We start from the raw sequence: 23,913 nt of genomic DNA, 5'->3' as shown, positions 1-23,913 counted from the left end.
AAAATTTCTATTTAGCCATTTGAATAGTGCGCCGTCTTCCGATAAGCTTCTCGTAACCTGTCAGCCACACAGGAATCCGAGTCAGAAGGAAGGCGGTTTTTTGCTGCATACTGAAATGGCTATAAAATCGGTACCAAAGGAGGATCGTCCGCGGGAAAGGCTGCTGGAGCTAGGACCTGCGCATTTGTCCAATGCAGAATTATTCGCCATCCTATTAGGAAGCGGAACGAAGGACGAGTCTGTCACATTGCTTGCGCAGCGGCTTTTGATGCATTTTGAAGGTTTGCAGCTCCTGCGTGATGCGACCATTGAGGAGCTGACAGCTATCAAAGGAATCGGTACTGCAAAAGGAGTGCTTATTTTGGCTGCAATCGAACTCGGGCAAAGGCTGTATCGATACAAGCCGGCGGAACGTTACACGATCCGAAGCCCAAAGGACGGTGCAGATTATGTAATGGAAGAAATGCGCAATCTAAGCCAGGAGCATTTTGTCGTCTTATTTCTCAATACGAAGAATCATATCATCCATCGTCAGACAATCTTCATTGGCAGCCTCAACGCCTCCATCGTCCATCCCCGCGAGATATTCCGAGAAGCTGTCCGTCGTTCTGCTGCCAGCATCATATGTGCTCATAATCATCCCTCTGGTGATCCTTCACCCTCACAGGAGGATATCCATGTGACAAAGCGATTGCTGGAGTGCGGGAAGATGATCGGGATCGAGCTTTTGGATCATCTTGTCATTGGTGACCGAAAGTTTATTTCATTGAAGGAAAAAGGATACCTTTAATTACTATCTATTTTTTTGGTTTTCTCGTATAATTGGAACTAGCTTTGTAGAGAAGCGCCTAGCATGGTACACCTTACTAGCTGGCGCTTCTTCTGATGGTATGCTTTATTACCTTGCAACGATGTCTATTGGATATAATATCTGATATGATAAAGTACAACATAATGAGACAATATATGAAAAGTATGCACTGCTGCGTAACAGCTTTGCTGAAACACGAACGGACTCGGAAAAGGAGAATTAATTGTGGCGAAATTCAGTTTTTCACAAGACCTGGGCATCGACTTGGGCACAGCAAATACATTGGTTTTTGTAAAAGGAAAAGGCGTAGTCGTCCGTGAGCCTTCTGTCGTGGCGACAAATGTAGAAACAGGCCAGGTAGAGGCAGTTGGCGGCGACGCTCGTAATATGATTGGCAGAACACCAGGAAATATCCGTGTCATCCGTCCGATGAAGGATGGCGTCATCGCGGATTACGATACAACAGCGACAATGATGAAGTATTACATCAAACAGGCACAGCGTAATCGCTCTTCATTCGCGAAGAAGCCTAACGTAATGGTTTGTGTGCCATCAGGTATCACAATGGTTGAGGAACGCGCGGTTATCGACGCAACCAAACAAGCAGGTGCAAAGGATGCTTTCCCAATTGCTGAGCCTTTCGCGGCTGCAATCGGTGCTGGTCTTCCTGTGTGGGAACCGACTGGAAGTATGATCGTCGATATCGGCGGCGGTACGACAGAAGTTGCAATCATCAGCTTAGGTGGTATTGTTACAAGCCAATCGATCCGTACAGCCGGAGACGATATGGATGAAGCAATCTCCCATTACATCCGTAAAACGTACAACTTGATGATCGGGGAACGTTCTGCAGAGCAATTGAAGATGGATCTTGGTCATGCTGGTGTACCGGAGGCAGATGAAGAAACAGAAATTCGCGGACGCGATTTGCTGACTGGTCTTCCGAAAACAATCAGTGTGAGCGCGAAGGAAATCTCAGGTGCTTTAGCCGACACAGTCAGTGCGATTGTGGATGCTGTGAAACTTACACTTGAAAAAACACCGCCTGAATTGGCTGCTGATATTATGGATCGCGGTATTGTTCTTTCTGGTGGCGGCGCATTGCTTCGCAACTTGGACAGCGTTATCAGCGAAGAAACTAAAATGCCGGTGTTCGTTGCGGAAAATCCGCTTGACAGTGTAGCAATCGGTACAGGTAAATCACTTGAATTCATCGAGCATTTCCGTTCGCATCCACATGTGTTTTCCAAAGCTACTAAAAATTAAGTTGGGTGAATTATGAATTTCTTTAAGAAAAAAAGGATGTTCTTATTCCTGATTGCGATCATCATCCTAGTCGGATTGATTGGTTTTTCAACCAGGGATCGGAGCAGCCAGACATTACCAGAACAAATAATCAGTGATACCGTAGGGTTTGTGCAGAATATCTTCTCCAAACCTGCACAGTTCACCTCTACGGTAGTGACGAATATTAAAGATCTTAAGAACACCTACGAAGAAAATCAGGTGCTTAAATCGAAAGTAGACGATTACAAAGGCTTGCAATTCCGCTATCAGGAATTGGAAAAGCAGTACGACGACTTGAAAGCAACCAATGATTCTTTCAATCAGTACACATCGATGGATTATGATCCCATTCCAGCTGATGTCATCGTACGCAGTCCAGAAGGCTGGTTTGACCAGCTGACGATTGATAAGGGATCTGACGATGGCATCGAGACGAATATGGCTGTGATGACAGCCAGTGGCATGATTGGGAAAATCGAGGACGTCAGCCGCAGTACTTCTTCCGTGCAATTGTTGAGTGGGTTCAACGAGACTAATCGTATTTCTGCTCAGATATCTGGTGGAAAGAACGAAGACGGTGAAGAGCAGGACACAATCTTCGGCTTGATCGAAGGCTATGATGAGAAAGATGGTATGTTGCTGTTTACAGGTGTGAAACCTGAACTGGAAGTGAAGAAAGGTTCTACAGTTCTATCCTCTGGCCTGGGTGGTGTATTCCCGAAAGGACTTCCGATTGGGGAAGTTGATTCTGTTGAATTGGACCAATATGGTTTGTCTCAAACTGTCCATGTCAAACCAACAGCTGACTTGTATGACATCGAAAAGGTGATCGTGGTAGATGCTGCATCTGAAGACGCCTCGTCAAGTAACGGAGATGAGGGTCTGTGATGAAAAAGCTATACTTGCCCCTGATTATGCTTTTGATCGTTTGTTTGGAAGGAGTTGCCACCGCCATGCTGCCAGAGCAGTTCATTGGCGGTGACACTTGGCTGATTCCGCATTGGAGTCTTTTGTTCCTTGTACTGATCGCAATGCTTTATGACTTGGATAATTCGTATTACAGTCTGTTATATGCACTTATTTTCGGGCTTCTGAAAGATATTGTCTATACAGATATGCTTGGTGTTTATATGTTCACATATGGATTCAGCATCTACTTGATCCTGGAACTGCGCAGAGTGCTGCATGGGAATATCCTTGTAGCTGCAGTGCTGGGGATGCTGTCGATTGTTTTCGCCGATATAATCGGCTATTTTATCTATCATTTAATTGGCATCACGCCGCTGGGATTCGGTACATATTTATTGCACCGCCTCTTGCCGACGCTTGGCGCCAACCTTATCATGCTTGTAATCTTGTATCTGATTTTCCACAAGCCTCTGCAGAAATGGTCCGATTCGCAGCTTAGAAGAACGACTAGCTTATAGAGAAGAAAATCAGACGAGGAACGGAGGTGACCATCTTGATTGGAAACAAACAGATTATCACGATAAAAGGTACCCGGGAAGGGTTGTCCTTGCATATGGATGATGCCTGCTCTTTCGAGGAATTGCTGAAGGAATTGGAAGAGAAGCTTGCTGCTAATCGTATTGATTCGGCTGATCACCTTGTTGGTGTACATATTCAATTAGGTAACAGGTATTTGTACAAGGAGCAGGAGGAAACCCTCCGTAAGATGATTACGAGTAAACAGCGGTTAAAAATAGAATCCATCCATTCTGATGTCATTACGAAACAAGCGGCGACTGAGTGGAAGGAAGAAGCGGAAGTGAAGGCTGTCAGCCGCGTCGTCCGTTCTGGTCAGGTACTGGAAGTAAAGGGTGACTTACTGCTGCTTGGTGATGTAAATCCCGGAGGCTGTGTGACAGCTACCGGAAATATTTTCGTCATGGGGAATCTGCTCGGGATAGCGCATGCGGGCAAGGAAGGCAATGCTGATGCTGTCATCGCTGCTTCCTATATGAATCCGACTCAGCTTCGGATAGCGGATTATATCAGCCGTGCGCCCGATCATGAGACAGATGGTGTTTATATGGAATGCGGACATATCGATGATGAACAGGAAAAGATTATCATTGACCGTTTGCAGGCAGTAATTCGCAAACGTCCGGGCATCAGCAGTTTCGAGAGGAGAATGTTAAATGGGTGAAGCAATCGTTATTACATCCGGTAAGGGAGGAGTAGGTAAGACGACTACTTCTGCCAATCTGGGAACAGCGCTTGCACTGATGGAGAAAAAAGTATGTTTGATTGATACGGATATCGGTCTGCGGAATCTTGATGTTGTGATGGGTCTTGAAAATAGAATCATCTATGACATCATCGATGTAATTGTCGGCAGATGTGCGCTGAAACAGGCGTTGATCAAAGACAAGCGTTTCGATCATCTTTACTTACTGCCAGCTGCCCAAACAAGCGATAAAACGGACTTGACACCCGATGGGATGGAAAAAATCGTAGCCGAGCTGAAGCCGGAATTCGATTACATCATCATTGATTGTCCGGCCGGTATCGAACAGGGCTATAAAAATGCTGTAGCAGGAGCGGATAAAGCGATTGTCGTCACCACACCGGAAAAACCTAGTGTACGTGATGCGGACCGCATTATCGGCTTGCTGGAGCAGGAGGATATCGAACCTCCTAAATTGATCGTCAACCGGATCCGCAATCATATGGTGCAAGAAGGCGACATGCTGGAAGTGGATGAAATCGTCCAAGTACTGTCGATCGACTTGCTCGGTATTGTTGCAGACGATGAAGAAGTTATCAAAGCTGCCAATCATGGGGAGCCGGTTGCTTTTCAACCGAATACGAAAGCGAGTATTGCTTATCGCAATATCGCACGACGCATTCTTGGTGAGTCAGTGCCGCTTATGAGCTTTGAGAGTGAAAAAGGCATGTTCAGCCGGTTGAAAAAACTTTTTTCCAAAAGTAAATGAACTTATGGTAAACTCGTAGCTCTGGTAAGAGTTACGAGTTTTTTTATTTCCATTACAAACAAGGGGAATGTACAACATGACATGGGATATTTTCAGTATTATCGGTACTGCTGCTTTCGCGATAAGTGGTGCCCTCGTCGCCATGGACGAGAAGTATGATGTGTTCGGCGTTTATATATTAGGTTTTGTGACTGCATTTGGCGGAGGAGCGATTCGTAATTTATTAATCGGATTGCCAGTCTCTTATTTATGGTCCCAAACGACTTTATTTTATATTTCACTTATTTCCATTACCATCATTTTGATTTTCCCAAAGCTGATGAGCTATTCATGGAAAAAGGCAGGTTTGTATGCTGATGCAATAGGTTTGGCGGCATTTGCCATTCAGGGAGCGCTGCATGCTGCCAGTCTTGATCATAGTCTGCTCGCTATAATGGTTGCTGCATTCCTGACAGGAAGCGGAGGCGGCATACTTCGAGATGTGCTGGCCGGCAGGAAGCCGTATGTGTTCAAAGCAGAAATCTACGGAACTTGGGCTGCATTGGCGGGACTTGTCATTGGGCTTGGAGCTTCTGATCATCCCATTTTGCTTTATGCTTTGTTTGCAGCCATCATTTTCCTGCGTATTTTTTCCTTCCATCGGCAATGGCAGCTGCCTGTTCCGAAAATGCATTATCAATGAAGATCAGCAAATAGCTGGTCTTTTTTTGTTATAATTAGGAAAAAGGAGGATGACTATGGACAAGGAGTATCATCCATAACAACGGGGCAGCCACAATATACGCTCTCCTCCCTGATTTACTTGAACACTAGCCCACAAGTAAAGGAGGAGAACGATGGAGTTATTTAATTTGTTATTGGAAGACAGCGTCAAAGCCTTCACAGGGTGGGATTTTTCTTATGTCGAGGATACAGGCCGAGTTCAATATGAACCTCTGCCATGGTCATATGGCAGTAAAGCACGGGAATATCTTTTCGGTGCTGGGAGTGCACTTGATATGGGGACCGGCGGGGGAGAGTTTCTGTCTAAGCTGCTGCCGCTTCCGGAGTATACCGTGGCGACAGAGAGCTATCTGCCGAATGTGCCAATCGCCAGAAACAGACTTTCACCATTAGGAGTAGATGTCGTCCAAATAAAGGAAGACGACCAATTGCCAGTCTTGGATGAATCATTTGAGGTTATACTGAACAAACATGAATCTTACGATGTAAGCGAAGTATGGAGAGTGCTGAAACAAAATGCCATTTTCCTTACGCAACAAGTAGGAGGTACTGATTGTAAAGAACTCAATCAACTCCTGGGAGCGCCGCTCAATCCGGATTTCGAAAATTGGAGTCTGCAGACAGCTGTCGAGGAACTGGAAGATCGGTTTACCATACTAGAGTCGGCAGAAGCATTTCCGTCCATGCGTTTTTATGACATAGGAGCAGTCATCTACTATTTGAAGGCTATTCCTTGGCAAGTGCCGGAATTCACAGTGGATGCTTATCGGGATGCTTTGTTCGAGATGCATCTTTTTATAGAGAAAAATGGTTATATGAACGTTCGGCAGCATCGTTTCCTTTTAGCTGCTAGACCGAAGTGATGTATCGCCTCCCTTATTGGGAGGCTTTTTTCGCTTGTTTTAATAACTCGTCCTCTTTCTTCATAGACTTGTACAAAGAAGGGGAGAGGGGTTCTTATTATGGGCAAGAATCTGCATTCGGTACGGAAAGGAATTGCTGAACGTAAACGTCTGAAAGGGGAACAAATCCAGAAAGGCATGGCAAATACAGTTAGATCATTTCCAGTGGATGAAGAAGAATCTCATGGGTTCCCGCCGCATCCAAAATATGATCCGCCGAATTCGCAGGATAATTCGAAATTTGCTTCTCGATTCATGTTGCGGCTGATCGTATCTGCCAGTCTGTTCTTTGGTACGGCCATCTACCTGCAAGCTGACCATCCGATTATCGAAAAAACAAAGGCAACAGTACTGACAGCATTGACGGAAGAGTTTCCTTTCGCTACTGTGAATAGCTGGTATCAGGAAAGATTCGGCGATCCAGTGGCACTAAGCCCTGGTGGTGATAGTACTGATACTGTAGAAGCACAGGCGATGCCGGTGAATGGAACCGTCGTGCAGCCATTTGAAGAATCAAAAGAGGGTATTCTAATCGAATCATCGCAGCAATCCGATGTGGTAGCAGTTGACGAAGGGATCGTCATTTTCGCAGGGAATGATCAAGATACAGGTAAGACCATCATTCTCCAGCATGCAGATAAAAGCAAAAGTATCTACGGCCATTTGCATGCTATTGAGGTGAATCAATACCAGAGAATCGGGGCCAATGAAAAGATAGGTGAATTTGTACCGAATGCAGAAAATGCCCAGTCTGTCTATTTTGCCTTGCAGCAGGGGAATAAGTATCTGAATCCGATCCAGGAGGCAGAAGTTGACGCGCCATAATTGGCTGCCGCCGATTCACTTACATCCGGTATTCTGGGGTTTCCTGCTGCTTGCTGTATTGACCGGGATGCTTATGGAAGTACTTATTCTATTCATCATAGTACTGCTGCATGAAATGGGACATTATTTGGCGGCACGTCATTTTCGCTGGCGTATCCGCCGTATCATGCTATGGGTTTTCGGCGGTGTGATGGAAACCGATGAACAAGGAAATCGAAGGGCTCTGGAAGAAGCAATCGTGATTCTTTCAGGACCAGCTGTCCACCTAATTCTGTATGCGGCGCTATACAGCCTTTCTGCTATATCTATACCGCAATCCGTACTGGAGACAGCTTATATGTATAATACGACCATTCTTCTTTTTAACCTGCTGCCTATTTGGCCGCTTGATGGCGGTAAACTGATTGGATTATTACTGTCCTTGCAAATGCCCTACCGGAAGGCTCATACCACCCTTATCCTTGTCAGCTGGATGATCGGTACAGCTGTTCTTCTGTATGTGTGCATGGCCATGCCATTTACATTGAGTACAGTCAGCCTTCTCTGTTTTCTATTGTGGGAAAATCGGCTAGAATGGAAACGACGCTATTATGTCTTTCTGCGTTTCCTGCTGCAGCGTGCTACATACGGGACGAATGCGGGAATCAGCACGCCGATTTTTGCTACATCGGAAACGGCTCTCCTGGATGTACTGTCACAATACAGGAGAAACAGGCGGCATATAATTGTAGTGAAGGGGAAAAATGCATTATTGGACGAACAGCAATGCAGTGATATGTACTTCAAGCGGAAACAGGCACATTGTACAGTGGCGGATATTCTGCAACAAAACAGACAGTGAGGAAAGCAATGCTATCATTATATATGTTTTACAAAGGAACAGAAAAAGCAGCTTTAACAGTGAATCGCGGCCAAGTGCAGGAAGTGTTCTTGGATCGGCCGGGTATGGGCTCGAAAGTTGGAAGCATTTATAAAGGAATTATACGGCATGTGGATCACGGCCTGCAGGCGGCCTTCGTCGATTATGGAGAAGACCGGCAAGGATTTTTGCAGCGTGAGGAAGTTCCAGCATGCAAACAAGATCAATCGCTCCGTATCGAGCAGGTAATACAGGAGGGACAGGCTCTTTACGTTCAAGTACAAAAAGACGCCTATGGTACAAAAGGGGCGAAGCTTTCCGCTATTATCACTATTCCGGGGACCGGCCTCGTTTATTTGCCGGATGGGAACTACGTAGCTGTATCTAAGAAATTGCCGGAAGAGAGAGCAGCTAAATGGAAAGCACAGATGACGAATCTCCTGACGCCAGGAGAAGGTGTCATTGTACGTACAGAAGCAGATAGATTATCAGAAGAAGTTTTGTTGGAAGAACTGGAGCGTCTTCGAGATAAGTGGCGTGCTTTGTCAGCACAGAAAGCTAATCCGCCTGCAGTTGTTTTCCGAGATGCTCTTATTCCAGATCAGCTGCTCCGTCGCTTTCCAGCAGGAACTTTAGGTGAGGTCGTGGTAGATGATGGGTTCGAAGCGAGACAGCTTCGCCAGCAATATCCAGAGCTTAGCGAGAAGATCAGGTGGGAACGAGAGGCAGAAACACTCCTGCCTCAGCCGCTGTCTGTACTTTGGGACCGTCTGGTTTCGCCGATTACGAGTATTGACAGAGGCATCACCTTGCATATCGATCAAACAGAAGCAATGACGGTCATTGATGTAAACAGTGGCGGCTACACAGGTCATTCGGATAAGAACCAGACAGCTGTCATGGTCAATCAGCTGGCGGCAAAGGCAATTGCCCGGGAAATTCAATTGCGCAATCTGTCAGGGATCATACTGATAGATTTTGTATCCATGAAACGGCCGGATCAACAGCGCGCTGTTTTGCAAACATTTCGGCAAGCACTCCAGCAGGATACACAGCGGACGGAAGTCTATGGATTTACGAAGCTTGGCCTTTTGGAAATGTCGAGGAAACGAGAGAGGCCGTCCTTGATGGAACAGCTGCAAGCTCCGATCCTCAGAGGTTTATCCTTTGAGACGAAATGTTTTCTGCTTGAACGGGAAATCATTAGTCTGTCAGCAGACAAGATATATCTTCTCTCAGGCAGAAAGGAACAGATCAATCATTTTCTTAAGCTGACAGGCAGCAATCCTGCCTATGAAGCCGTATTTGTGAATTTCCAGGACACAAATGAACTCAAACTGACGGAGACAGATATGGAAACTGTAAGAAGAGATGGGTTAGATAGTCTTGACAATCTTTTTTGAAGTATGATAACATCAGTATGTTACACGAGGTTAGCACCCGTGCTACAACCGCGCAGATCAGGTTTCAAGCTTACGAGCGCCTGTGATGGCGAGTCTGAGTTTAAGAGGAGGTGCGTTACATGTACGCAATTATTGAAACTGGTGGAAAACAAGTTAAAGTAACAGAAGGACAAACTATCTACGTTGAGAAATTGGACGGAGAGAACGGTGCGGAAGTTACTTTTGACAAAGTATTGGTAGTTGGTGGCGACGAGGTTAAAATCGGTGCTCCATTCGTTGAAGGTGCGACGGTTACTGCAACTGTTGAGAAGCAAGGCCGCGCTAAAAAGATCAACGTGATCAAGTTTAAAGCGAAGAAAAACTACAAACGCAAACAAGGCCATCGTCAACCTTACACTAAATTGACAATCGGCAAAATCAACGCGTAAGGCGAACCATGATAACTGTTACAATAAACCGTGTCGATGAAGATATTCACAGCTTTGAGCTTAGCGGACATGCGGAGAGCGGCCCTTATGGCTATGATCTTGTGTGTGCAGCTGTTTCGGCAGTAAGCTTTGGAGCAGTGAACAGCCTTTTCGTTCTCGGTGAGTTTGAGCCAGAGGTAGAGCAGGGCGGCGACGGTGGGTATCTACATGTAGTACTTCCCGATCAATTGTCTGAGGAGCAGCTTGATAAAGCGTCTCTTCTGCTGGAAGGCATGCTCGTCTCGCTTCAAACGATTGAACAGGACTATGGCAAGCATATAAGAATCATCGAACAATAAGGAGGTGCACCACTATGCTACGTTTAGATTTGCAGTTTTTCGCATCCAAAAAGGGTGTTGGTAGCTCCAAAAACGGACGTGACTCTGAATCCAAACGCCTAGGCGCAAAACGCGCTGATGGTCAGTTTGTAACTGGCGGATCCATTCTTTACCGTCAACGCGGTACGAAAATCTACCCAGGAACAAACGTTGGAAAAGGAGGAGACGACACATTGTTCTCTAAGATCGATGGTGTTGTTAAATTCGAACGCTATGGCCGTAACCGTAAAAAGGTCAGCGTATATCCGGTAGCTCAAGAAGCTTAATGTTTGAAGAGAGACTCTAGCCTTCGGGTTAGAGTCTTTTTTTCTAATCCACATCTATTGCACCACATATTGTTGAGTATGAAAAAGGAGTTGCCCTCTCCACTTCTTTTTCGTAAAGGAGGAATACGGTTGGAATATCATGAAGTGATGACGCTGTTAGGATTTACACGCCATGAATGGATGAATCGGCTCCAACTCCTACATAGCTATTCTAAATTAGGTAAGGATGAAAAGGTACAGGAAAAAATCGAGGAAGCCATTCACTTGGCAGATGAGGAGCGAAAGCTCTCCAATCTGAACATTCCAGAGACTTTTGTCTGGATTCTCTCTTTCAACTGGACCTACTCTCAGTTTCGGATTAAATTCCAAGTGGACGAGCCTATACCGAAGATTTGGGAATATGACAAGAGGATTCGAGAAAACTTAGAAACAGTAGTGGATGCATTAAGTGAAAGTGCACAAGAGATGGAATTGTATGAAGGCTTGCTCCATGTAAAGACGCGGCAGGAAGAGCCGGTCATAGAAATGTCGTTTGTCGGAATGTTTACTGGCTGGGATAATTTACAATTGATCGGCCAGAAGGAATGTGTCCGGGAAGTGAAAATCGAATCATTGCCAGAGAAGAAATCACGCTGTACCATCGTACTGGCGTGCAATATATGAGGTGAAACCATGTTTGTAGATCAGGTCAAAGTTTTTGTAAAAGCAGGCGATGGCGGTAACGGTTTAGTTGCTTACCGCAGAGAGAAATATGTTCCGCTTGGAGGTCCAGCAGGTGGAGACGGAGGAAATGGCGGAGATGTCATTTTCAAGGTTGACGAAGGTTTGAACACATTAATGGATTTCCGTTATCAGCGCCATTTCAAAGCAAAACGCGGTGAAAATGGTATGAGTAAAGGGCAGCACGGAAAAAATTCAGAGCCGCTCATCTTGCCAGTACCACCAGGTACGCTTGTTCGTGACGAAGATACGGGAGAAGTAATTGCGGATTTGACGAAACATGAACAAGAAGCAGTTATAGCGAAAGGCGGACGCGGCGGTCGTGGAAATTCACGATTTGCTACACCGCGCAACCCTGCTCCTGACTTTGCAGAAAATGGTGAACCAGGTGTGGAGCGTAATCTACAGATTGAGCTGAAGTTGATCGCGGATGTCGGTCTAGTTGGCTTCCCGAGTGTAGGTAAATCCACATTCATATCTGTCGTTAGTGCAGCAAAACCGAAAATTGCGGATTATCATTTTACAACGCTTGCTCCTAACCTGGGCGTTGTGGAAACGCAAGACCAGCGCAGCTTCGTACTTGCTGACTTGCCAGGATTGATCGAAGGAGCGCATGAAGGGATTGGACTGGGACATCAGTTTCTGCGACATGTAGAGCGTACTCGTGTTATTGTCCACGTAATCGACATGGCTTCGACTGAAGGCCGTGATCCGTACGATGACTATGTGACGATAAATGAGGAACTCAAGAAATATAATGAGGACCTGACAACTCGACCGCAAATCATCATCGCAAACAAGATGGATATTCCGGAAGCAGAAGAAAACCTGGTCGTTTTCAAAGAGAAGGTGCCAGCAGACATTGACGTATTCCCGATTTCAGCGATTACTCGAGATGGTCTTCAGGATGTGCTGTACGCTATTGCAGACAAATTGGATCAGATTCCGAAAACCGAAAAGCCAGTCGAGGAACAGACAGAGCGTGTTGTGTATCGTTTCGAGGAATCCGAGAAACCATTCGAAATCACTCGCGATCCGGATGGAGCATTCGTCTTGTATGGAGAACCGATCGAGAAGCTGTTCAAGATGACGGACTTCAATCGAGATGAAGCTGCAAGACGTTTTTCTAGACAGATGCGCGCGATGGGCGTAGATGAAGCATTACGCAAGCGAGGAGCCAAAGACGGCGATATAATCCGTCTATTGGAACTTGAGTTTGAATTTATAGATTGATTCTGTGTGAGCCAAGGTGGGGATAGCATGGCAGAGAAGGAAGAACAATTTTACCTCGTACGCAGTGATGTACTGCCGGAATCGATGAAAAAAACATTACAGGCAAAGGAACTGCTGGAGCGAAAAAAAGTTGCTTCTGTTTTCGATGCAGTGCAGCAGGTTGACCTTTCCCGCAGTGTGTTTTATAAATATCGTGATGCGGTATTCCCGTTCCGCGCCATGGTGAAGCAGCGGATGATTACCCTATTCTTCCACTTAGAGGATCGGACTGGTACGCTGTCTGAGCTATTGGCTATCGTAGCTAGATCAGGTGGAAACATCCTGACAATTCACCAGACGATACCCCTGCAAGGAAGAGCCAACGTAACCATATCATTGAATACGGCTGGTATGCATACCGATATCCAGTCGCTGCTTGATGAACTGAGAGCTTTAGCATATGTAGATAAAGTAGAGATTTTGAGTTCGGAAGCTTAGGCAAGGGAGCAGAGGAATATGAAGATCAGTTATCTAGGACCAAAGGGAACATTCACAAAAATGGCAGTAGATGCGTTATTCCCTGGTGAAGAAGCATACAGCTATGCGACGATTCCGCAATGTATGGATGCTGTCACAAACGGGGAAATGGATTATTGTGTCGTTCCAGTCGAGAATACGATTGAAGGTACGGTGCCAATAACGATGGATTATCTGATCCATCAAGCAAAACTGCCGATTGTCGGAGAGATTGTCATACCGATAAGACAGCATTTACTGACAAAGGATGTCATGGAGTTAAGTGAAATTGAAGCGGTATACTCCCATAGTCATGCGATTGCACAATGTCATCAGTTTTTGCATACGAAGCTCCCGCAAGCAGTTACCCATGCTACTTCCTCCACTGGTACAGCGGCTGAGATGGTTGCTGGAATGGAGGAGGCTGCCGCTGCGATCGGCAATGAACTGGCTGCGAAAGAATTCGGTCTGACGATTTTACAAGAAGATATCCATGACTATGCAAATAATCACACACGCTTCTTTATCTTGGCCGACCCTGCAGCGAAGGTTCCTGAAACAATCGTTTCAGGAAGTAACAGAAAAACGTCTTTGTACGTAACGCTTCCTAGTGACTACGCAGGTGCACTGCATCAAGTATTGGCAGCATTTGCTTGGCGGAAGATCAATATGTCGAAGATTGAATCCAGACCGATGAAAACTGGACTGGGAAATTACTTTTTCATCATGGATGTTACATGTGAAGCGGAGGATATACTCTTTCAAGGTGTCCAGCAGGAACTTACAGCATTAGGCTGCAGTCTGACGGTACTTGGAAGCTACCCGATTCATCAATATGAGAAAAAAGCCGGAGCGAATTTATAGCGTGCCGGCTTTTTCTATTTCAACCTTTTTGAATTAGATGCATAAGATGGTGAAGTAGTGCGTGAGTTCATGAAAGGGGAGTTTCAGTTTTGAAGATTCATATTGTACAGAAAGGCGATACCATGTGGAGTATCGCAAGAAAATACGGTGTAAGCTTTGATGAATTACGACAATTGAATGGGCATATCCGTGAACCGGAGCTTGCGGTGCCAGGAATGAAGCTCAAAATACCGTCAACAGCAAAAGCAGTAGCTACGGAAGCGGTCTTGCGCTCTGAAGCGGAAGGAGGTACTCCTCCTGTAAACGCTGGACAACAAACACCAGCTCCGACGTTCCATAATACACCGCCTATCCAAGAGGATGACATGTCTGCTGCTCCATATCCTATTATGCCGCAGATGCCGCAAATCTCTATGCCGGGTCAAGGTGGAGGTTCCATTCCTAATCTGCCGCAGCAGCAAGCGTACATGGGGGCTCTTCCTACGCAGACGATTACACAAATGCCGCCAGGCCATCAGATGCATGGCTTTCCATCTTATCAACCCCATCAAGGTGCCTGGCAGCAGGCGCCGCAGCACGGTAGCTGGCTGATACAGCAGCCAGGATACGGCGGTACGCCGATGCAGGGAGGGTGGAATATGCAAGGAGGCCAGCCAGGCCAGCAAATGCAGGGTGACTGGGGAATGCAAGGAGGCCAGCCAGGCCAGCAAATGCAGGGTGATTGGGGAATGCAGGGAGGCCAGCCAGGCCAGCAAATGCAAGGTGACTGGGGAATGCAAGGAGGCCAGCCAGGCCAGCAAATGCAAGGTGACTGGGGAATGCAAGGAGGCCAGCCAGGCCAGCAGATGCAGGGTGATTGGGGAATGCAGGGAGGCCAGCCAGGCCAGCAGATGCAGGGTGATTGGGGAATGCAGGGAGGCCAGCCAGGCCAGCAAATGCAGGGTGATTGGGGAATGCAGGGAGGCCAGCCAGGTCAGCAGATGGGAGTACCTTATAACCCACAAAACCAAGCAGCACCTTATTCCTATCCACCAGCGACGATGCGCTCTTGTTGCGGTCCGGATATTCCTTTTCCGACAGCACCGGAATTTACACAACAACAGCCGGAATATAGAGATCCGTACGGTGTGCAGCAGCCGCTCGCCGATTTCTATGAGCCTACACCTGCCCAAGATTTGCCGGGTGATGAACAAGAAAATAAGTGAAATAAAAAAAGCCCCTTTTTCCGTTGAAGGGGCTTTCATTTATAATATACCATGTTCCTCGAAAATGCGGTGCATATCCTGGCGATACTTATCTTCCAAAGCAAGTACTTCTGCTTTGGAGAGACCTGCGTGCTGAATGTGATTTCTAAGTATCAAGGTCGCTTTTTCTTCTGAGAAAACGCTCGCCATGTTTGCTTCGCTTTTCGCTTCCACGTAGTGGAGGTACTTTTGCTGCGTAGTGTTTCTCACTTTTATCCCGCCTTTGTTTAACTTTCTAATCCTTTACCACATATAATCGAAAAGAAAACCAAAAAAGTGTCGGTCAAATCATTTTTTTTTCAAAAAAACGGATAAAGAAGCGCTGACAGGAAAAAATGAAGGCAAAAGCAACGGAATAGGGGTGGAAGATCATGAGGAGATTCTTAGTCTTTTGTTTGCTTTTCCTTTTATTCGTTCCGAGTATAACAGCGCAAGCTGCGGATCCAGTAGAAGTAAAGGTCGTACTGAAGCGTCAATATATAGATGGCAAGCAGACAGAGGTAACCCATCAAGAGAAAATCTATGCAATGGAAGATTTCTGGTCAACCTATCATGATTGGCAGCTTGTTTCCCAAAAAGAAGGTTTGGTTGTATTTAAGCAAGAAGTAATGGATATCTCCCCTTCATTAAAGAAGAATGGCTATTTCGGTATTTACAAAGGGAAACTGACGATATTCGAAGGCAGACCGATTGACCAGCAGGCAATCCAATCGTTTTATCAGATAAATAAGGGCAAGCTGGAAAGCCATCAAGCAGAAGAGCTTGAAGATGGGATCAAGATTCAATCCAGAGAAGTCTATGAGGATGTACTGGAAGCATTCCGTTCCAAGAATGATATAGCACCGATGCCAAGTTGAAAGGGTCGTCCCTCAAGAGAGGGAGGTCCTTTTCTTGTTTTTCGCCATTACCCTTATACGAACATACGCTTGTGTGGTAAAATAGAAGCTAGTTATTGATTCAGGTAGGAGAGAAACAGCATGATAGCGTATGTAAAAGGAAATATTACTGGAATTACTGACGAAGCGGTGCTTGTAGAGGCACACGGTGTAGGTTATGAGATCATCTGCCCGAATCCTTTCCAATTCCAGATGGAAGAAGGCAAGGAGGCGCTTGTCCATACATATCATTATGTACGGGAGGATGCCCAGACTTTGTTCGGGTTTAAAAATACAGAGGACAAGTTTTTGTTTCAAAAACTGCTAGGGGTATCTGGTATCGGACCTAAAAATGCCCTTCAGATTTTAGCAGGGGTCAATGTCGAGGAATTTGTTGCAGCAATCGAACGGGAAGATGATAAATTCCTGACTAGCTTCCAGGGTGTCGGTAAGAAGACCGCACGTCAGATGGTACTCGATTTGAAGGGTAAGCTTGTATATATGGTATCGCTTACTGCAATCGAAGCATCTGCAGGGACAGAAAGCAATACATCTAAGAAACGTCTTGCATTAGCTGATGCGGAAGATGCAATGCGGGCTCTTGGCTACCAGGAGCGGGAAATCAAAGCTGTATTGCCGCAGCTGAAAAAAGAAGACAGCGACAGTGCGGATCACTTGATCAAGAAAGGCTTGGCTTTGTTAAGTCAAAAGAAATAAAGGAGTGCGAAGATGGAAGATCGCATGATAACGAACGAATTGAAACAGGAAGACGAAGTGATCGAGCTCAGTCTGCGCCCGTCCACCTTAAAGCAATACATCGGCCAGCATAAAGCAAAGGAAAATCTGGCTATCTTCATAGAGGCAGCTAAGATGCGGGATGAGCCGCTTGACCATGTATTGCTCTATGGACCACCAGGTCTGGGGAAAACAACAATGGCGTCGATCATTGCCAATGAAATGGGCGTGTCTTTCCGGGCAACGAGCGGACCAGCAATTGAAAAAGCAGGTGACCTGGCAGCGATTCTTAGCTCACTTGAAGCAGGCGATGTGCTGTTCATAGATGAAATCCATCGTTTGCCAAGAGCGGTCGAGGAGATACTCTATCCTGCTATGGAAGATTTCTTTTTGGACATTGTAATCGGAACCGGACCGAGTGCTAGAAGCGTGCGCCTCGATTTGCCGCCATTCACATTGGTTGGCGCGACGACGAGAGCTGGATTATTATCTGCACCATTAAGAGATCGTTTTGGTGTACTGAGTCGCCTTGAATTCTATAATACAGAAGATTTGGCGAGCATTGTCGAGCGGACAGCGGTAATTTTCGATGTCGAGATTGATCCTTCTGCAGCCAACGAGGTAGCATTGCGTTCAAGGGGAACACCCAGGATTGCCAATCGGCTCTTGAAACGGGTGCGCGATATATCCCAGGTCAAAGGGGAAGACTATATCACGCAGGAGACGACCCATGCAGCGCTTAATCAGCTGCAGGTAGATGAAAAAGGTCTTGATCATATCGATCATAAGCTGCTGACGACTATCATGGATCAATTCCGCGGAGGCCCTGTCGGACTAGATACAATCAGCGCGACAATCGGGGAAGAATCCCAGACGATTGAGGATGTATATGAACCGTATTTGCTGCAAATTGGATTTATCCAGCGAACACCGCGCGGCCGGGTTGTAACTCCGCTTGCCTATGCCCATTTCAACCGGGAGGTGCCAGGGGCTTGACCGGCATAGGAAAAATCTTTATTCTTATAGGCGTCGTGTGTATTATAATCGGCATTATCATGTCGTTTATTGGCAGACTGCCAGGAGATATCGTTTTAAAGAAAGGGAACACGACAGTCTACTTTCCAATCGTAACATCGATTGTAGCAAGTATCGTACTGTCGCTCATCTTGTTCCTATTCAACAAATTTCGCTGATACAGACTAGGAGTTAACAGGTATGGATATACAGGATTACGATTTTCATTTACCAGAAGAACTAATCGCCCAGACGCCGCTTCAGGATCGGACAGCGTCAAGGCTGCTTGTGTTAAATAAAGAAGAGAAGACAATGGAACACCGTCACTTCGCTGACATCGGTGACTATTTAAAGCCTGGAGACTGTCTTGTACTGAATGATACACGTGTGCTTCCGGCACGATTGTATGGTATCAAGAAGGACACACAGGCAAAAGTAGAGATTCTATTACTGAAGCAGATAGAAGGTGACAGCTGGGAGGTACTGGTCAAACCGGCCAAGAAAGTCAAAGTCGGCACAGAGCTTAGCTTTGGTGACGGAAAACTAACAGCTGTATGTAAGGAATTGCTGGAGCATGGTGGCCGAATTGTAGAATTCCATTATGACGGCATTTTCTATGAAGTCCTTGAGCAGCTTGGTGAAATGCCTTTACCGCCTTATATCAAGGAACAGCTGCCTGATCAGGAGCGCTATCAGACTGTTTATGCCAAAGAACAAGGATCAGCTGCAGCACCGACAGCAGGTCTGCACTTTACGAAGGAGCTGCTTGCCAATCTCCAGGAAAAAGGTGTGGAAATCGCGTTCATCACACTTCATGTTGGGTTGGGAACTTTCCGCCCTGTTAGTGTGGAATCGATTGAGGAGCACGAAATGCATGCTGAATTCTATCAAATGTCACAGGAAACAGCAGATCAGCTTACACGGATCCGTGCAAACGGCGGACGGATCATCTCAGTCGGGACTACATCCACTCGTACTTTGGAAACAATCACGCGGGACCATGATGGGAAATTCGTGGCAGCAAGCGGCTGGACGGATATTTTCATTTATCCTGGCTTCACATATCGAGCTATTGACGGCTTGATCACTAATTTCCATTTGCCGAAATCCACATTGATCATGCTTGTCAGTGCATTTGCAGGTCGGGATTTCATCCTCGATGCGTACCGGACTGCTGTAGAAGAACGCTATCGTTTCTTCAGCTTTGGCGATGCAATGCTGCTCGTATAGATTGATAATAGAAAGGGAAGTCCTATAATATGGCAATTCGTTATGAATTCATTAAACAAGATAAGCAGACAGGCGCTAGGCTCGGTATCGTACATACACCCCACGGGAGCTTTGAAACGCCAACATTCATGCCAGTAGGAACACTGGCTACGGTAAAGACAATGAGTCCGGAGGAATTAACGGAACTTAACGCGAATATTATTCTATCAAACACCTATCACCTTTGGCTCCGTCCGGGACATGAGATTATCCGAGAAGCAGGCGGATTGCATAAATTCATGAACTGGGATGGTGCTATTCTGACAGATTCTGGCGGCTTCCAGGTATTCAGTCTGAGTGATCTTCGAGATATTCAGGAAGAAGGCGTTCATTTCCGCAATCATATCAGCGGAGAGAAGCTATTCCTTTCCCCTGAAAAAGCAATGGAGATCCAGAATGCGCTCGGCAGTGATATTATGATGGCATTCGATGAATGTCCGCCGTATCCAGCGACATATGATTATATGAAGGCATCAGTAGAGCGGACAAGCCGTTGGGCAGAACGCTGCTTAACTGCGCATGCTCGACCGGATGTGCAAGGACTATTTGGAATTGTACAGGGCGGTGAGTTTGAAGACCTTCGTAAACAGAGTGCACAAGATCTTGTCAGTATGGACTTCCCAGGCTATGCTGTCGGCGGTCTGTCTGTCGGTGAACCGAAGGACGTCATGAACCGTGTGCTTGAATTTACCACTCCGTGGCTGCCACAGGATAAACCGCGTTACTTGATGGGTGTTGGTTCACCAGATTCCTTGATTGACGGTGCGATCCGCGGTATCGATATGTTTGATTGTGTGCTTCCGACTCGTATTGCACGTAATGGAACATGTATGACATCCAAGGGCCGTCTTGTTGTCCGTAATGCGCAATATGCTCGTGATTTCGGTCCGATTGATGAGAATTGTGATTGTAAGGTATGTAAGAACTATTCACGCGCTTACATTCGCCACCTTATCAAATGTAACGAAACATTCGGATTTAGGCTTACTACTTACCATAACTTGCATTTTCTGATAGAATTGATGAGGAAAGTCAGAGAGGCGATCAAAGAGGATCGACTTGGCGATTTTCGAGATGAATTCTTCGAAAGCTATGGTTTCAACAAGCCGAACGCGAAGAATTTCTAGAAAGGGGGAGCAGTGAATGAATATTCAAAGTTTAATACTGATTGTATTAATGTTTGTCATCTTCTACTTCCTGTTGATTCGTCCGCAGCAGAAGCGTCAGAAACAGGTTAGAGAAATGCAGTCTAGCTTGAAAAAAGGAGACAGCATCGTTACCATCGGTGGTTTACATGGTAAGGTGCATGCTATAGACGAGGCATCTGTAGTCCTGACTACGGATGACGGCAGTAAATTGACGTTCGATCGTAATGCGATCCGTGACGTTAAACCTTCAGAAGTGTAAAAGACAAAGACAGGAGATTTCTCTCCTGTCTTTTTTATGTGCTCGTTTTAATGTTGACACCGATCATACCACCAACCAGGGCGGCTGCTAGAAACCCTCCATGTGTCAGCAGCTGTGTCCCAGAAAAACCTACCTGATAGCCTAGATACTGATAGAGAAGGATGAAAAGGGAAAAGCCGAGTGCGGTCATGCCGCCAAGCATCCAGCCCTTATCTTCACCTTTCACCCCTGCGATGAAACCACCGATGAATAAACTGAGTACTCCGGCTCCGAGTGTAGTCCAGTCAAGCATTCCTTCCCCCATTTTCGTGAAGCGAAGCAATAATGCCAGTGTGAAACTGATGAATAGCAGCAGTGCAAAGACGGTTATCCAGCCATACAATATCGCTTGAACATTCTTTTTCACAAAGATCCCTCCAGCATGTCTATATGGCTACTGTATGCTCGTCCAACCAAGTTAAGAACGAATAGAACCATTGGTCTTACACAAAATAAGTAAAAAGGAGGTGGTCATGTTGCTGGATACACTGGAATGGTCAATCATAGGCAGAACAATTCTTTCTTATATTGTCATTGTCATCATTTTCCGTCTTATGGGAAAACGAGAGATAGGTGAATTGAGCATCATTGATTTGGTCGTCTATTTGATGCTGGCGGAAATAGCCGTTTTTTCCATCGAAGACCCAAGCAGTCACTTGCTTCATTTTATCGTGCCGATGGTGATACTACTTATAATACAAAGAGGGACAGCATTACTTTCTCTAAAGTTTCCTAAGATGCGTGATTTTATGGAAGGGAAGCCATCAGTCATTATTTCCCGCGGCAAGATAGATGAGCATGAGATGCGCAAACAGCGTTACAGCTTTTCTGATCTTCAGCAGCAACTGAGAGAAAAAGGAACGAAAAGTGTACAAGATGTTGATTTTGCGATCCTGGAAACTTCCGGTGAATTGTCTGTATTTGAAAAACAAGATACAGAAGACGGCAGCAGCGGTTTCGTTCAGCCGCTGATCATCGACGGCGAGATTCAGCAAAAAGCATTGGATTATATCGATAAAACTGCTTCTTGGCTCCGCGGCGAGATGAAGCGTCATGGCCATCCTGATATTGGTCGAATATCGTATTGTACACTCGACCAAGATCATAACTGGTATATTGATCGAAAAGATGAACGCTGATAGGAATCAACGTTTCTTTCTGGACAGAAACTGCTCTACTTCCGCTCTCGTTATAAAACCGAAACTGAGCATGAACAATAAGTAGAGGATCGTTAGAATCAAAAGTAAAAATAGGAATGTTGGAAGGTTATATAGTGAACTAGCGAATATCCCTTTCAACAAGTGTGCAGTAAAAGCAGTTATTCCCAGCAGACCTAGCATTTGACCGATTTCCTTCACAGATAGTCTAAAACCTGCAACTCGTGCTAGTGAAATCAAATGCAATAGAGTTATTAAAACAACTGTGACAATCATGCTGATAGCAACCCCGATAATTCCGAACTTGGCATTGGATGCCAAAGAGACAAGCAAGATGATTTTGACGCCTGCACCGATGATTGTATTCCACATCGCAGACTTAGCTGCATCGAGTGCTTGGAGTGCAGTACTGAGCGGCATTTGGATATACATCATAATATAAAAAGGTGCCATGAGAAGAATGAATCGCTCTGCACTTTCACTTCCATACATATAATGGAGGATCGGTCCTGCAAATACTGTCAGAATTACCGTTGCAATCGCACCTGAAGCAAAGCTGAGTCGAATTGCCTGGTGAATTCGGTAATGTACGAATTGATGTCGATTTTGTTCATTTGCCTCACTGATAGAAGGAAGCAAAGCTGTTGCAAGAGAATTCGTAATGAAAGTCGGTAAAAACAACAGGGGAAGTGCGTAACCGGTAAGTTCTCCGTACTGCCTTGTGGCCATTGCCGTTCCGACCCCAGCCAAAGCAAGGCTTTGTGCTGTAAGTATCGGCTCTAGAAAGTGGGTTCCGCTGGCAACAAGCCTGCTGCCAGTGGCAGGTAAGGCAATCGAGAACAGTCGCTCCAAAGTCTGCTTGCCACCCTTTAAAGCTGTGACGAATTGAGATCGTATTTTTACGGTCTTTTTTCGTTTGAATTGATACAGCATGTAGAGCAAAGAAATGAATTCGCCGATTAAAACTGAAATCATTGCCCCTAAAGCTGCAAATTCAACCCCATAAGGGAGAAAGAACTTTACAAGGAAGACTGTGCAGCTGATTCGGACTATCTGTTCGATCACTTGTGAAAAGCTCTGCGGCTTCATATTCTGTTTTCCCTGAAAATACCCCCGAAGTACAGATGCCACTGCCAATATCGGTATAACTGGCCCGATTGCCAGCATTGGGTAGATGACACGCGCATCCTTCAGCAGCTTATCTGCAAGATATGGAGCTGCAAAGTAAAGAAGACCGACAAATGCAATGCTGATACTGAGTGTTACCGTCAGCGAAACAACAACGATTTTTTTTATTTGTTCGTTGTCTCCACGCACGTCTGCTTCTGCTACCCGTTTCGAAATAGCAGTAGGCAGACCGAACTGGGTAATGGCAGTTGCCAGGAACAACGTCGGCATGGCCATCATGTATAGACCAATCCCTTCTCCCCCCATGACACGTGCAACGACAATCCGGTTCACGAATCCTAGGAAGCGGGTGATCAAGCTGGCGGCAATCAGTATGAGTGCCCCTTTTAGGAAAGTCTGCTTTGTCACATCGACAACCTGCCTTCTCAAATGTTAGTTTTTCGGCTACAATTAAATGTATGCATGAGATATGGCCAAGCATGACTAGCCTGAACAGAACGAAGGCAAGTTGTTTTAGGAGGTAGAAACGTGTACGAAACAAAGACGGTGAACGAATGGAAGTCGGAAGTGATGCCTGCAGTGATTAGCAAGAAGGAAGAATTTCATCTGCTTGGCTACGATAAAGCCTCTGCTGCGGATATCTGGAACTGTATGGAAAAAAAGGTATGGAAAAAAGAGAAAGACAAACCAAAACGTCTATATGAAGTAGTGGCTGATATTATGCAGTTGAATGTATCGGTTTATATGGGTTATTTGACAATGTCGGTGTATGGAGAAGATGAGGATCTGATGGCATCCATTGCTGCTATCAATGGTCAATCCTGATCCAGGTAATGTTGACAGTGCCGGCTTATGTTCTCTATACTATGTGAGTATTTGAGGGACAAGCACAGCACGTACATATGTATGTACT

The 23,913-nt window shown here is 45.7% G+C and carries 31 protein-coding genes and 1 other annotated feature; of the genes, 28 read left to right on the top strand and 3 right to left on the bottom strand.

Annotation, left to right across the window (positions count from 1 at the left end; translation table 11 throughout):
* Positions 1-115 precede the first annotated feature (115 nt).
* The 19 genes from radC (at position 116) to ACH6C1_RS10150 (ending at position 15,337) form a co-directional block, all read left to right on the top strand.
* On the top strand, positions 116-790 hold the full coding sequence (gene radC, locus ACH6C1_RS10240) for a RadC family protein (protein WP_095218269.1): 675 nt from the start codon (positions 116-118) through the stop codon (positions 788-790).
* Between the two features lie 246 nt (positions 791-1,036).
* Complete coding sequence (locus ACH6C1_RS10235) at positions 1,037-2,077, top strand: rod shape-determining protein (RefSeq protein ID WP_374076769.1); 1,041 nt, start codon at positions 1,037-1,039, stop codon at positions 2,075-2,077.
* 12 nt (positions 2,078-2,089) lie between these two features.
* A complete protein-coding gene (mreC, locus tag ACH6C1_RS10230; RefSeq protein ID WP_374076767.1) occupies positions 2,090-2,986 on the top strand; it encodes a rod shape-determining protein MreC in 897 nt (298 codons plus the stop codon).
* On the top strand, positions 2,986-3,525 hold the full coding sequence (gene mreD, locus ACH6C1_RS10225; RefSeq protein ID WP_374076765.1) for a rod shape-determining protein MreD: 540 nt from the start codon (positions 2,986-2,988) through the stop codon (positions 3,523-3,525). The genes mreC and mreD overlap by 1 nt, the downstream gene beginning before the upstream one ends.
* Before the next feature lie 35 nt (positions 3,526-3,560).
* Positions 3,561-4,247 (top strand): septum site-determining protein MinC, encoded by a 687-nt coding sequence (gene minC / locus ACH6C1_RS10220; RefSeq protein ID WP_095222404.1) that lies wholly within the window; start codon positions 3,561-3,563, stop codon positions 4,245-4,247.
* Complete coding sequence (minD, locus tag ACH6C1_RS10215) at positions 4,240-5,037, top strand: septum site-determining protein MinD (RefSeq protein ID WP_095222405.1); 798 nt, start codon at positions 4,240-4,242, stop codon at positions 5,035-5,037. The genes minC and minD overlap by 8 nt, the downstream gene beginning before the upstream one ends.
* Positions 5,038-5,113: 76 nt before the next feature.
* Positions 5,114-5,719, top strand: coding sequence for a trimeric intracellular cation channel family protein (locus tag ACH6C1_RS10210; protein WP_374076762.1), 606 nt, complete (start codon positions 5,114-5,116; stop codon positions 5,717-5,719).
* 154 nt (positions 5,720-5,873) lie between these two features.
* The gene (locus ACH6C1_RS10205; RefSeq protein WP_374076760.1) at positions 5,874-6,623 is read left to right on the top strand and encodes a methyltransferase domain-containing protein; all 750 of its coding nucleotides are present in this window, start codon (positions 5,874-5,876) and stop codon (positions 6,621-6,623) included.
* 99 nt (positions 6,624-6,722) lie between these two features.
* Positions 6,723-7,487, top strand: a complete 765-nt coding sequence (locus tag ACH6C1_RS10200) for a peptidoglycan DD-metalloendopeptidase family protein (RefSeq protein ID WP_366247242.1) — start codon at positions 6,723-6,725, stop codon at positions 7,485-7,487.
* Positions 7,474-8,328 carry a M50 family metallopeptidase gene (locus tag ACH6C1_RS10195; RefSeq protein ID WP_366247241.1) on the top strand — a complete coding sequence of 285 codons (855 nt, stop codon included), beginning with the start codon at positions 7,474-7,476 and terminating at the stop codon, positions 8,326-8,328. The genes ACH6C1_RS10200 and ACH6C1_RS10195 overlap by 14 nt, the downstream gene beginning before the upstream one ends.
* Before the next feature lie 8 nt (positions 8,329-8,336).
* Positions 8,337-9,749 (top strand): ribonuclease E/G, encoded by a 1,413-nt coding sequence (locus ACH6C1_RS10190; RefSeq protein ID WP_374076758.1) that lies wholly within the window; start codon positions 8,337-8,339, stop codon positions 9,747-9,749.
* Positions 9,750-9,785: 36 nt separating this feature from the next.
* Positions 9,786-9,855, top strand: a sequence feature (ribosomal protein L21 leader region).
* A 13-nt stretch (positions 9,856-9,868) separates the two neighbouring features.
* Complete coding sequence (gene rplU / locus ACH6C1_RS10185; protein WP_374076756.1) at positions 9,869-10,177, top strand: 50S ribosomal protein L21; 309 nt, start codon at positions 9,869-9,871, stop codon at positions 10,175-10,177.
* Positions 10,178-10,185: 8 nt separating this feature from the next.
* The gene (locus ACH6C1_RS10180; RefSeq protein ID WP_095222411.1) at positions 10,186-10,515 is read left to right on the top strand and encodes a ribosomal-processing cysteine protease Prp; all 330 of its coding nucleotides are present in this window, start codon (positions 10,186-10,188) and stop codon (positions 10,513-10,515) included.
* Positions 10,516-10,529: 14 nt separating this feature from the next.
* Positions 10,530-10,820 carry a 50S ribosomal protein L27 gene (gene rpmA, locus ACH6C1_RS10175; RefSeq protein ID WP_038561650.1) on the top strand — a complete coding sequence of 97 codons (291 nt, stop codon included), beginning with the start codon at positions 10,530-10,532 and terminating at the stop codon, positions 10,818-10,820.
* A gap of 129 nt (positions 10,821-10,949) precedes the next feature.
* Positions 10,950-11,483, top strand: coding sequence for a Spo0B domain-containing protein (locus ACH6C1_RS10170; protein WP_374076753.1), 534 nt, complete (start codon positions 10,950-10,952; stop codon positions 11,481-11,483).
* 9 nt (positions 11,484-11,492) lie between these two features.
* A complete protein-coding gene (obgE, locus tag ACH6C1_RS10165; protein WP_095222413.1) occupies positions 11,493-12,773 on the top strand; it encodes a GTPase ObgE in 1,281 nt (426 codons plus the stop codon).
* Between the two features lie 27 nt (positions 12,774-12,800).
* Positions 12,801-13,250 carry an ACT domain-containing protein gene (locus ACH6C1_RS10160; protein ID WP_038561641.1) on the top strand — a complete coding sequence of 150 codons (450 nt, stop codon included), beginning with the start codon at positions 12,801-12,803 and terminating at the stop codon, positions 13,248-13,250.
* An 18-nt stretch (positions 13,251-13,268) separates the two neighbouring features.
* Positions 13,269-14,132, top strand: a complete 864-nt coding sequence (pheA, locus tag ACH6C1_RS10155; RefSeq protein WP_374076750.1) for a prephenate dehydratase — start codon at positions 13,269-13,271, stop codon at positions 14,130-14,132.
* Between the two features lie 89 nt (positions 14,133-14,221).
* Positions 14,222-15,337 carry a LysM peptidoglycan-binding domain-containing protein gene (locus tag ACH6C1_RS10150; RefSeq protein ID WP_374076749.1) on the top strand — a complete coding sequence of 372 codons (1,116 nt, stop codon included), beginning with the start codon at positions 14,222-14,224 and terminating at the stop codon, positions 15,335-15,337.
* A 39-nt stretch (positions 15,338-15,376) separates the two neighbouring features.
* Here ACH6C1_RS10150 and ACH6C1_RS10145 read toward each other — a convergent pair whose 3' ends face one another.
* Positions 15,377-15,586 carry a hypothetical protein gene (locus tag ACH6C1_RS10145; RefSeq protein ID WP_095222416.1) on the bottom strand — a complete coding sequence of 70 codons (210 nt, stop codon included), beginning with the start codon at positions 15,584-15,586 and terminating at the stop codon, positions 15,377-15,379.
* Between the two features lie 161 nt (positions 15,587-15,747).
* Between ACH6C1_RS10145 and ACH6C1_RS10140 the strand changes: the two genes are divergently transcribed.
* The 7 genes from ACH6C1_RS10140 to yajC all read left to right on the top strand — a co-directional run bounded on the left by ACH6C1_RS10140 (position 15,748) and on the right by yajC (position 20,676).
* Complete coding sequence (locus ACH6C1_RS10140; RefSeq protein WP_374076746.1) at positions 15,748-16,233, top strand: BofC C-terminal domain-containing protein; 486 nt, start codon at positions 15,748-15,750, stop codon at positions 16,231-16,233.
* A 120-nt stretch (positions 16,234-16,353) separates the two neighbouring features.
* Entirely contained in the window at positions 16,354-16,968 is a 615-nt protein-coding gene (ruvA, locus tag ACH6C1_RS10135; protein ID WP_095222418.1) for a Holliday junction branch migration protein RuvA, read from the top strand.
* Positions 16,969-16,980: 12 nt separating this feature from the next.
* Positions 16,981-17,982, top strand: coding sequence for a Holliday junction branch migration DNA helicase RuvB (gene ruvB / locus ACH6C1_RS10130; protein ID WP_095222419.1), 1,002 nt, complete (start codon positions 16,981-16,983; stop codon positions 17,980-17,982).
* Positions 17,979-18,179: a DUF2905 domain-containing protein gene (locus ACH6C1_RS10125; RefSeq protein ID WP_374076743.1), complete on the top strand. Its 201-nt coding sequence runs from the start codon at positions 17,979-17,981 to the stop codon at positions 18,177-18,179. The genes ruvB and ACH6C1_RS10125 overlap by 4 nt, the downstream gene beginning before the upstream one ends.
* A gap of 22 nt (positions 18,180-18,201) precedes the next feature.
* Entirely contained in the window at positions 18,202-19,230 is a 1,029-nt protein-coding gene (gene queA, locus ACH6C1_RS10120) for a tRNA preQ1(34) S-adenosylmethionine ribosyltransferase-isomerase QueA (protein ID WP_095222421.1), read from the top strand.
* 29 nt (positions 19,231-19,259) lie between these two features.
* Positions 19,260-20,396: a tRNA guanosine(34) transglycosylase Tgt gene (gene tgt, locus ACH6C1_RS10115; RefSeq protein WP_374076741.1), complete on the top strand. Its 1,137-nt coding sequence runs from the start codon at positions 19,260-19,262 to the stop codon at positions 20,394-20,396.
* A 16-nt stretch (positions 20,397-20,412) separates the two neighbouring features.
* On the top strand, positions 20,413-20,676 hold the full coding sequence (gene yajC / locus ACH6C1_RS10110; protein WP_038561613.1) for a preprotein translocase subunit YajC: 264 nt from the start codon (positions 20,413-20,415) through the stop codon (positions 20,674-20,676).
* 34 nt (positions 20,677-20,710) lie between these two features.
* Here the strand turns inward: yajC and ACH6C1_RS10105 are convergent, their stop codons facing one another.
* Complete coding sequence (locus tag ACH6C1_RS10105; RefSeq protein ID WP_095222422.1) at positions 20,711-21,082, bottom strand: TIGR04086 family membrane protein; 372 nt, start codon at positions 21,080-21,082, stop codon at positions 20,711-20,713.
* A gap of 106 nt (positions 21,083-21,188) precedes the next feature.
* Here ACH6C1_RS10105 and ACH6C1_RS10100 point away from each other — a divergent pair, with 106 nt between their 5' ends.
* Positions 21,189-21,854 (top strand): DUF421 domain-containing protein, encoded by a 666-nt coding sequence (locus tag ACH6C1_RS10100; RefSeq protein WP_374076738.1) that lies wholly within the window; start codon positions 21,189-21,191, stop codon positions 21,852-21,854.
* 6 nt (positions 21,855-21,860) lie between these two features.
* Here the strand turns inward: ACH6C1_RS10100 and spoVB are convergent, their stop codons facing one another.
* Positions 21,861-23,408, bottom strand: coding sequence for a stage V sporulation protein B (gene spoVB / locus ACH6C1_RS10095; protein ID WP_095222423.1), 1,548 nt, complete (start codon positions 23,406-23,408; stop codon positions 21,861-21,863).
* Positions 23,409-23,528: 120 nt separating this feature from the next.
* Between spoVB and ACH6C1_RS10090 the strand changes: the two genes are divergently transcribed.
* Positions 23,529-23,825, top strand: a complete 297-nt coding sequence (locus tag ACH6C1_RS10090) for a post-transcriptional regulator (RefSeq protein WP_095222424.1) — start codon at positions 23,529-23,531, stop codon at positions 23,823-23,825.
* Positions 23,826-23,913 lie beyond the last annotated feature (88 nt).

This window comes from Terribacillus sp. JSM ZJ617, from assembly GCF_044383785.1.
In the GTDB taxonomy this organism is placed as follows: domain Bacteria; phylum Bacillota; class Bacilli; order Bacillales; family Amphibacillaceae; genus Terribacillus.
This window is presented reverse-complemented; position numbering and strand designations above follow the sequence as displayed.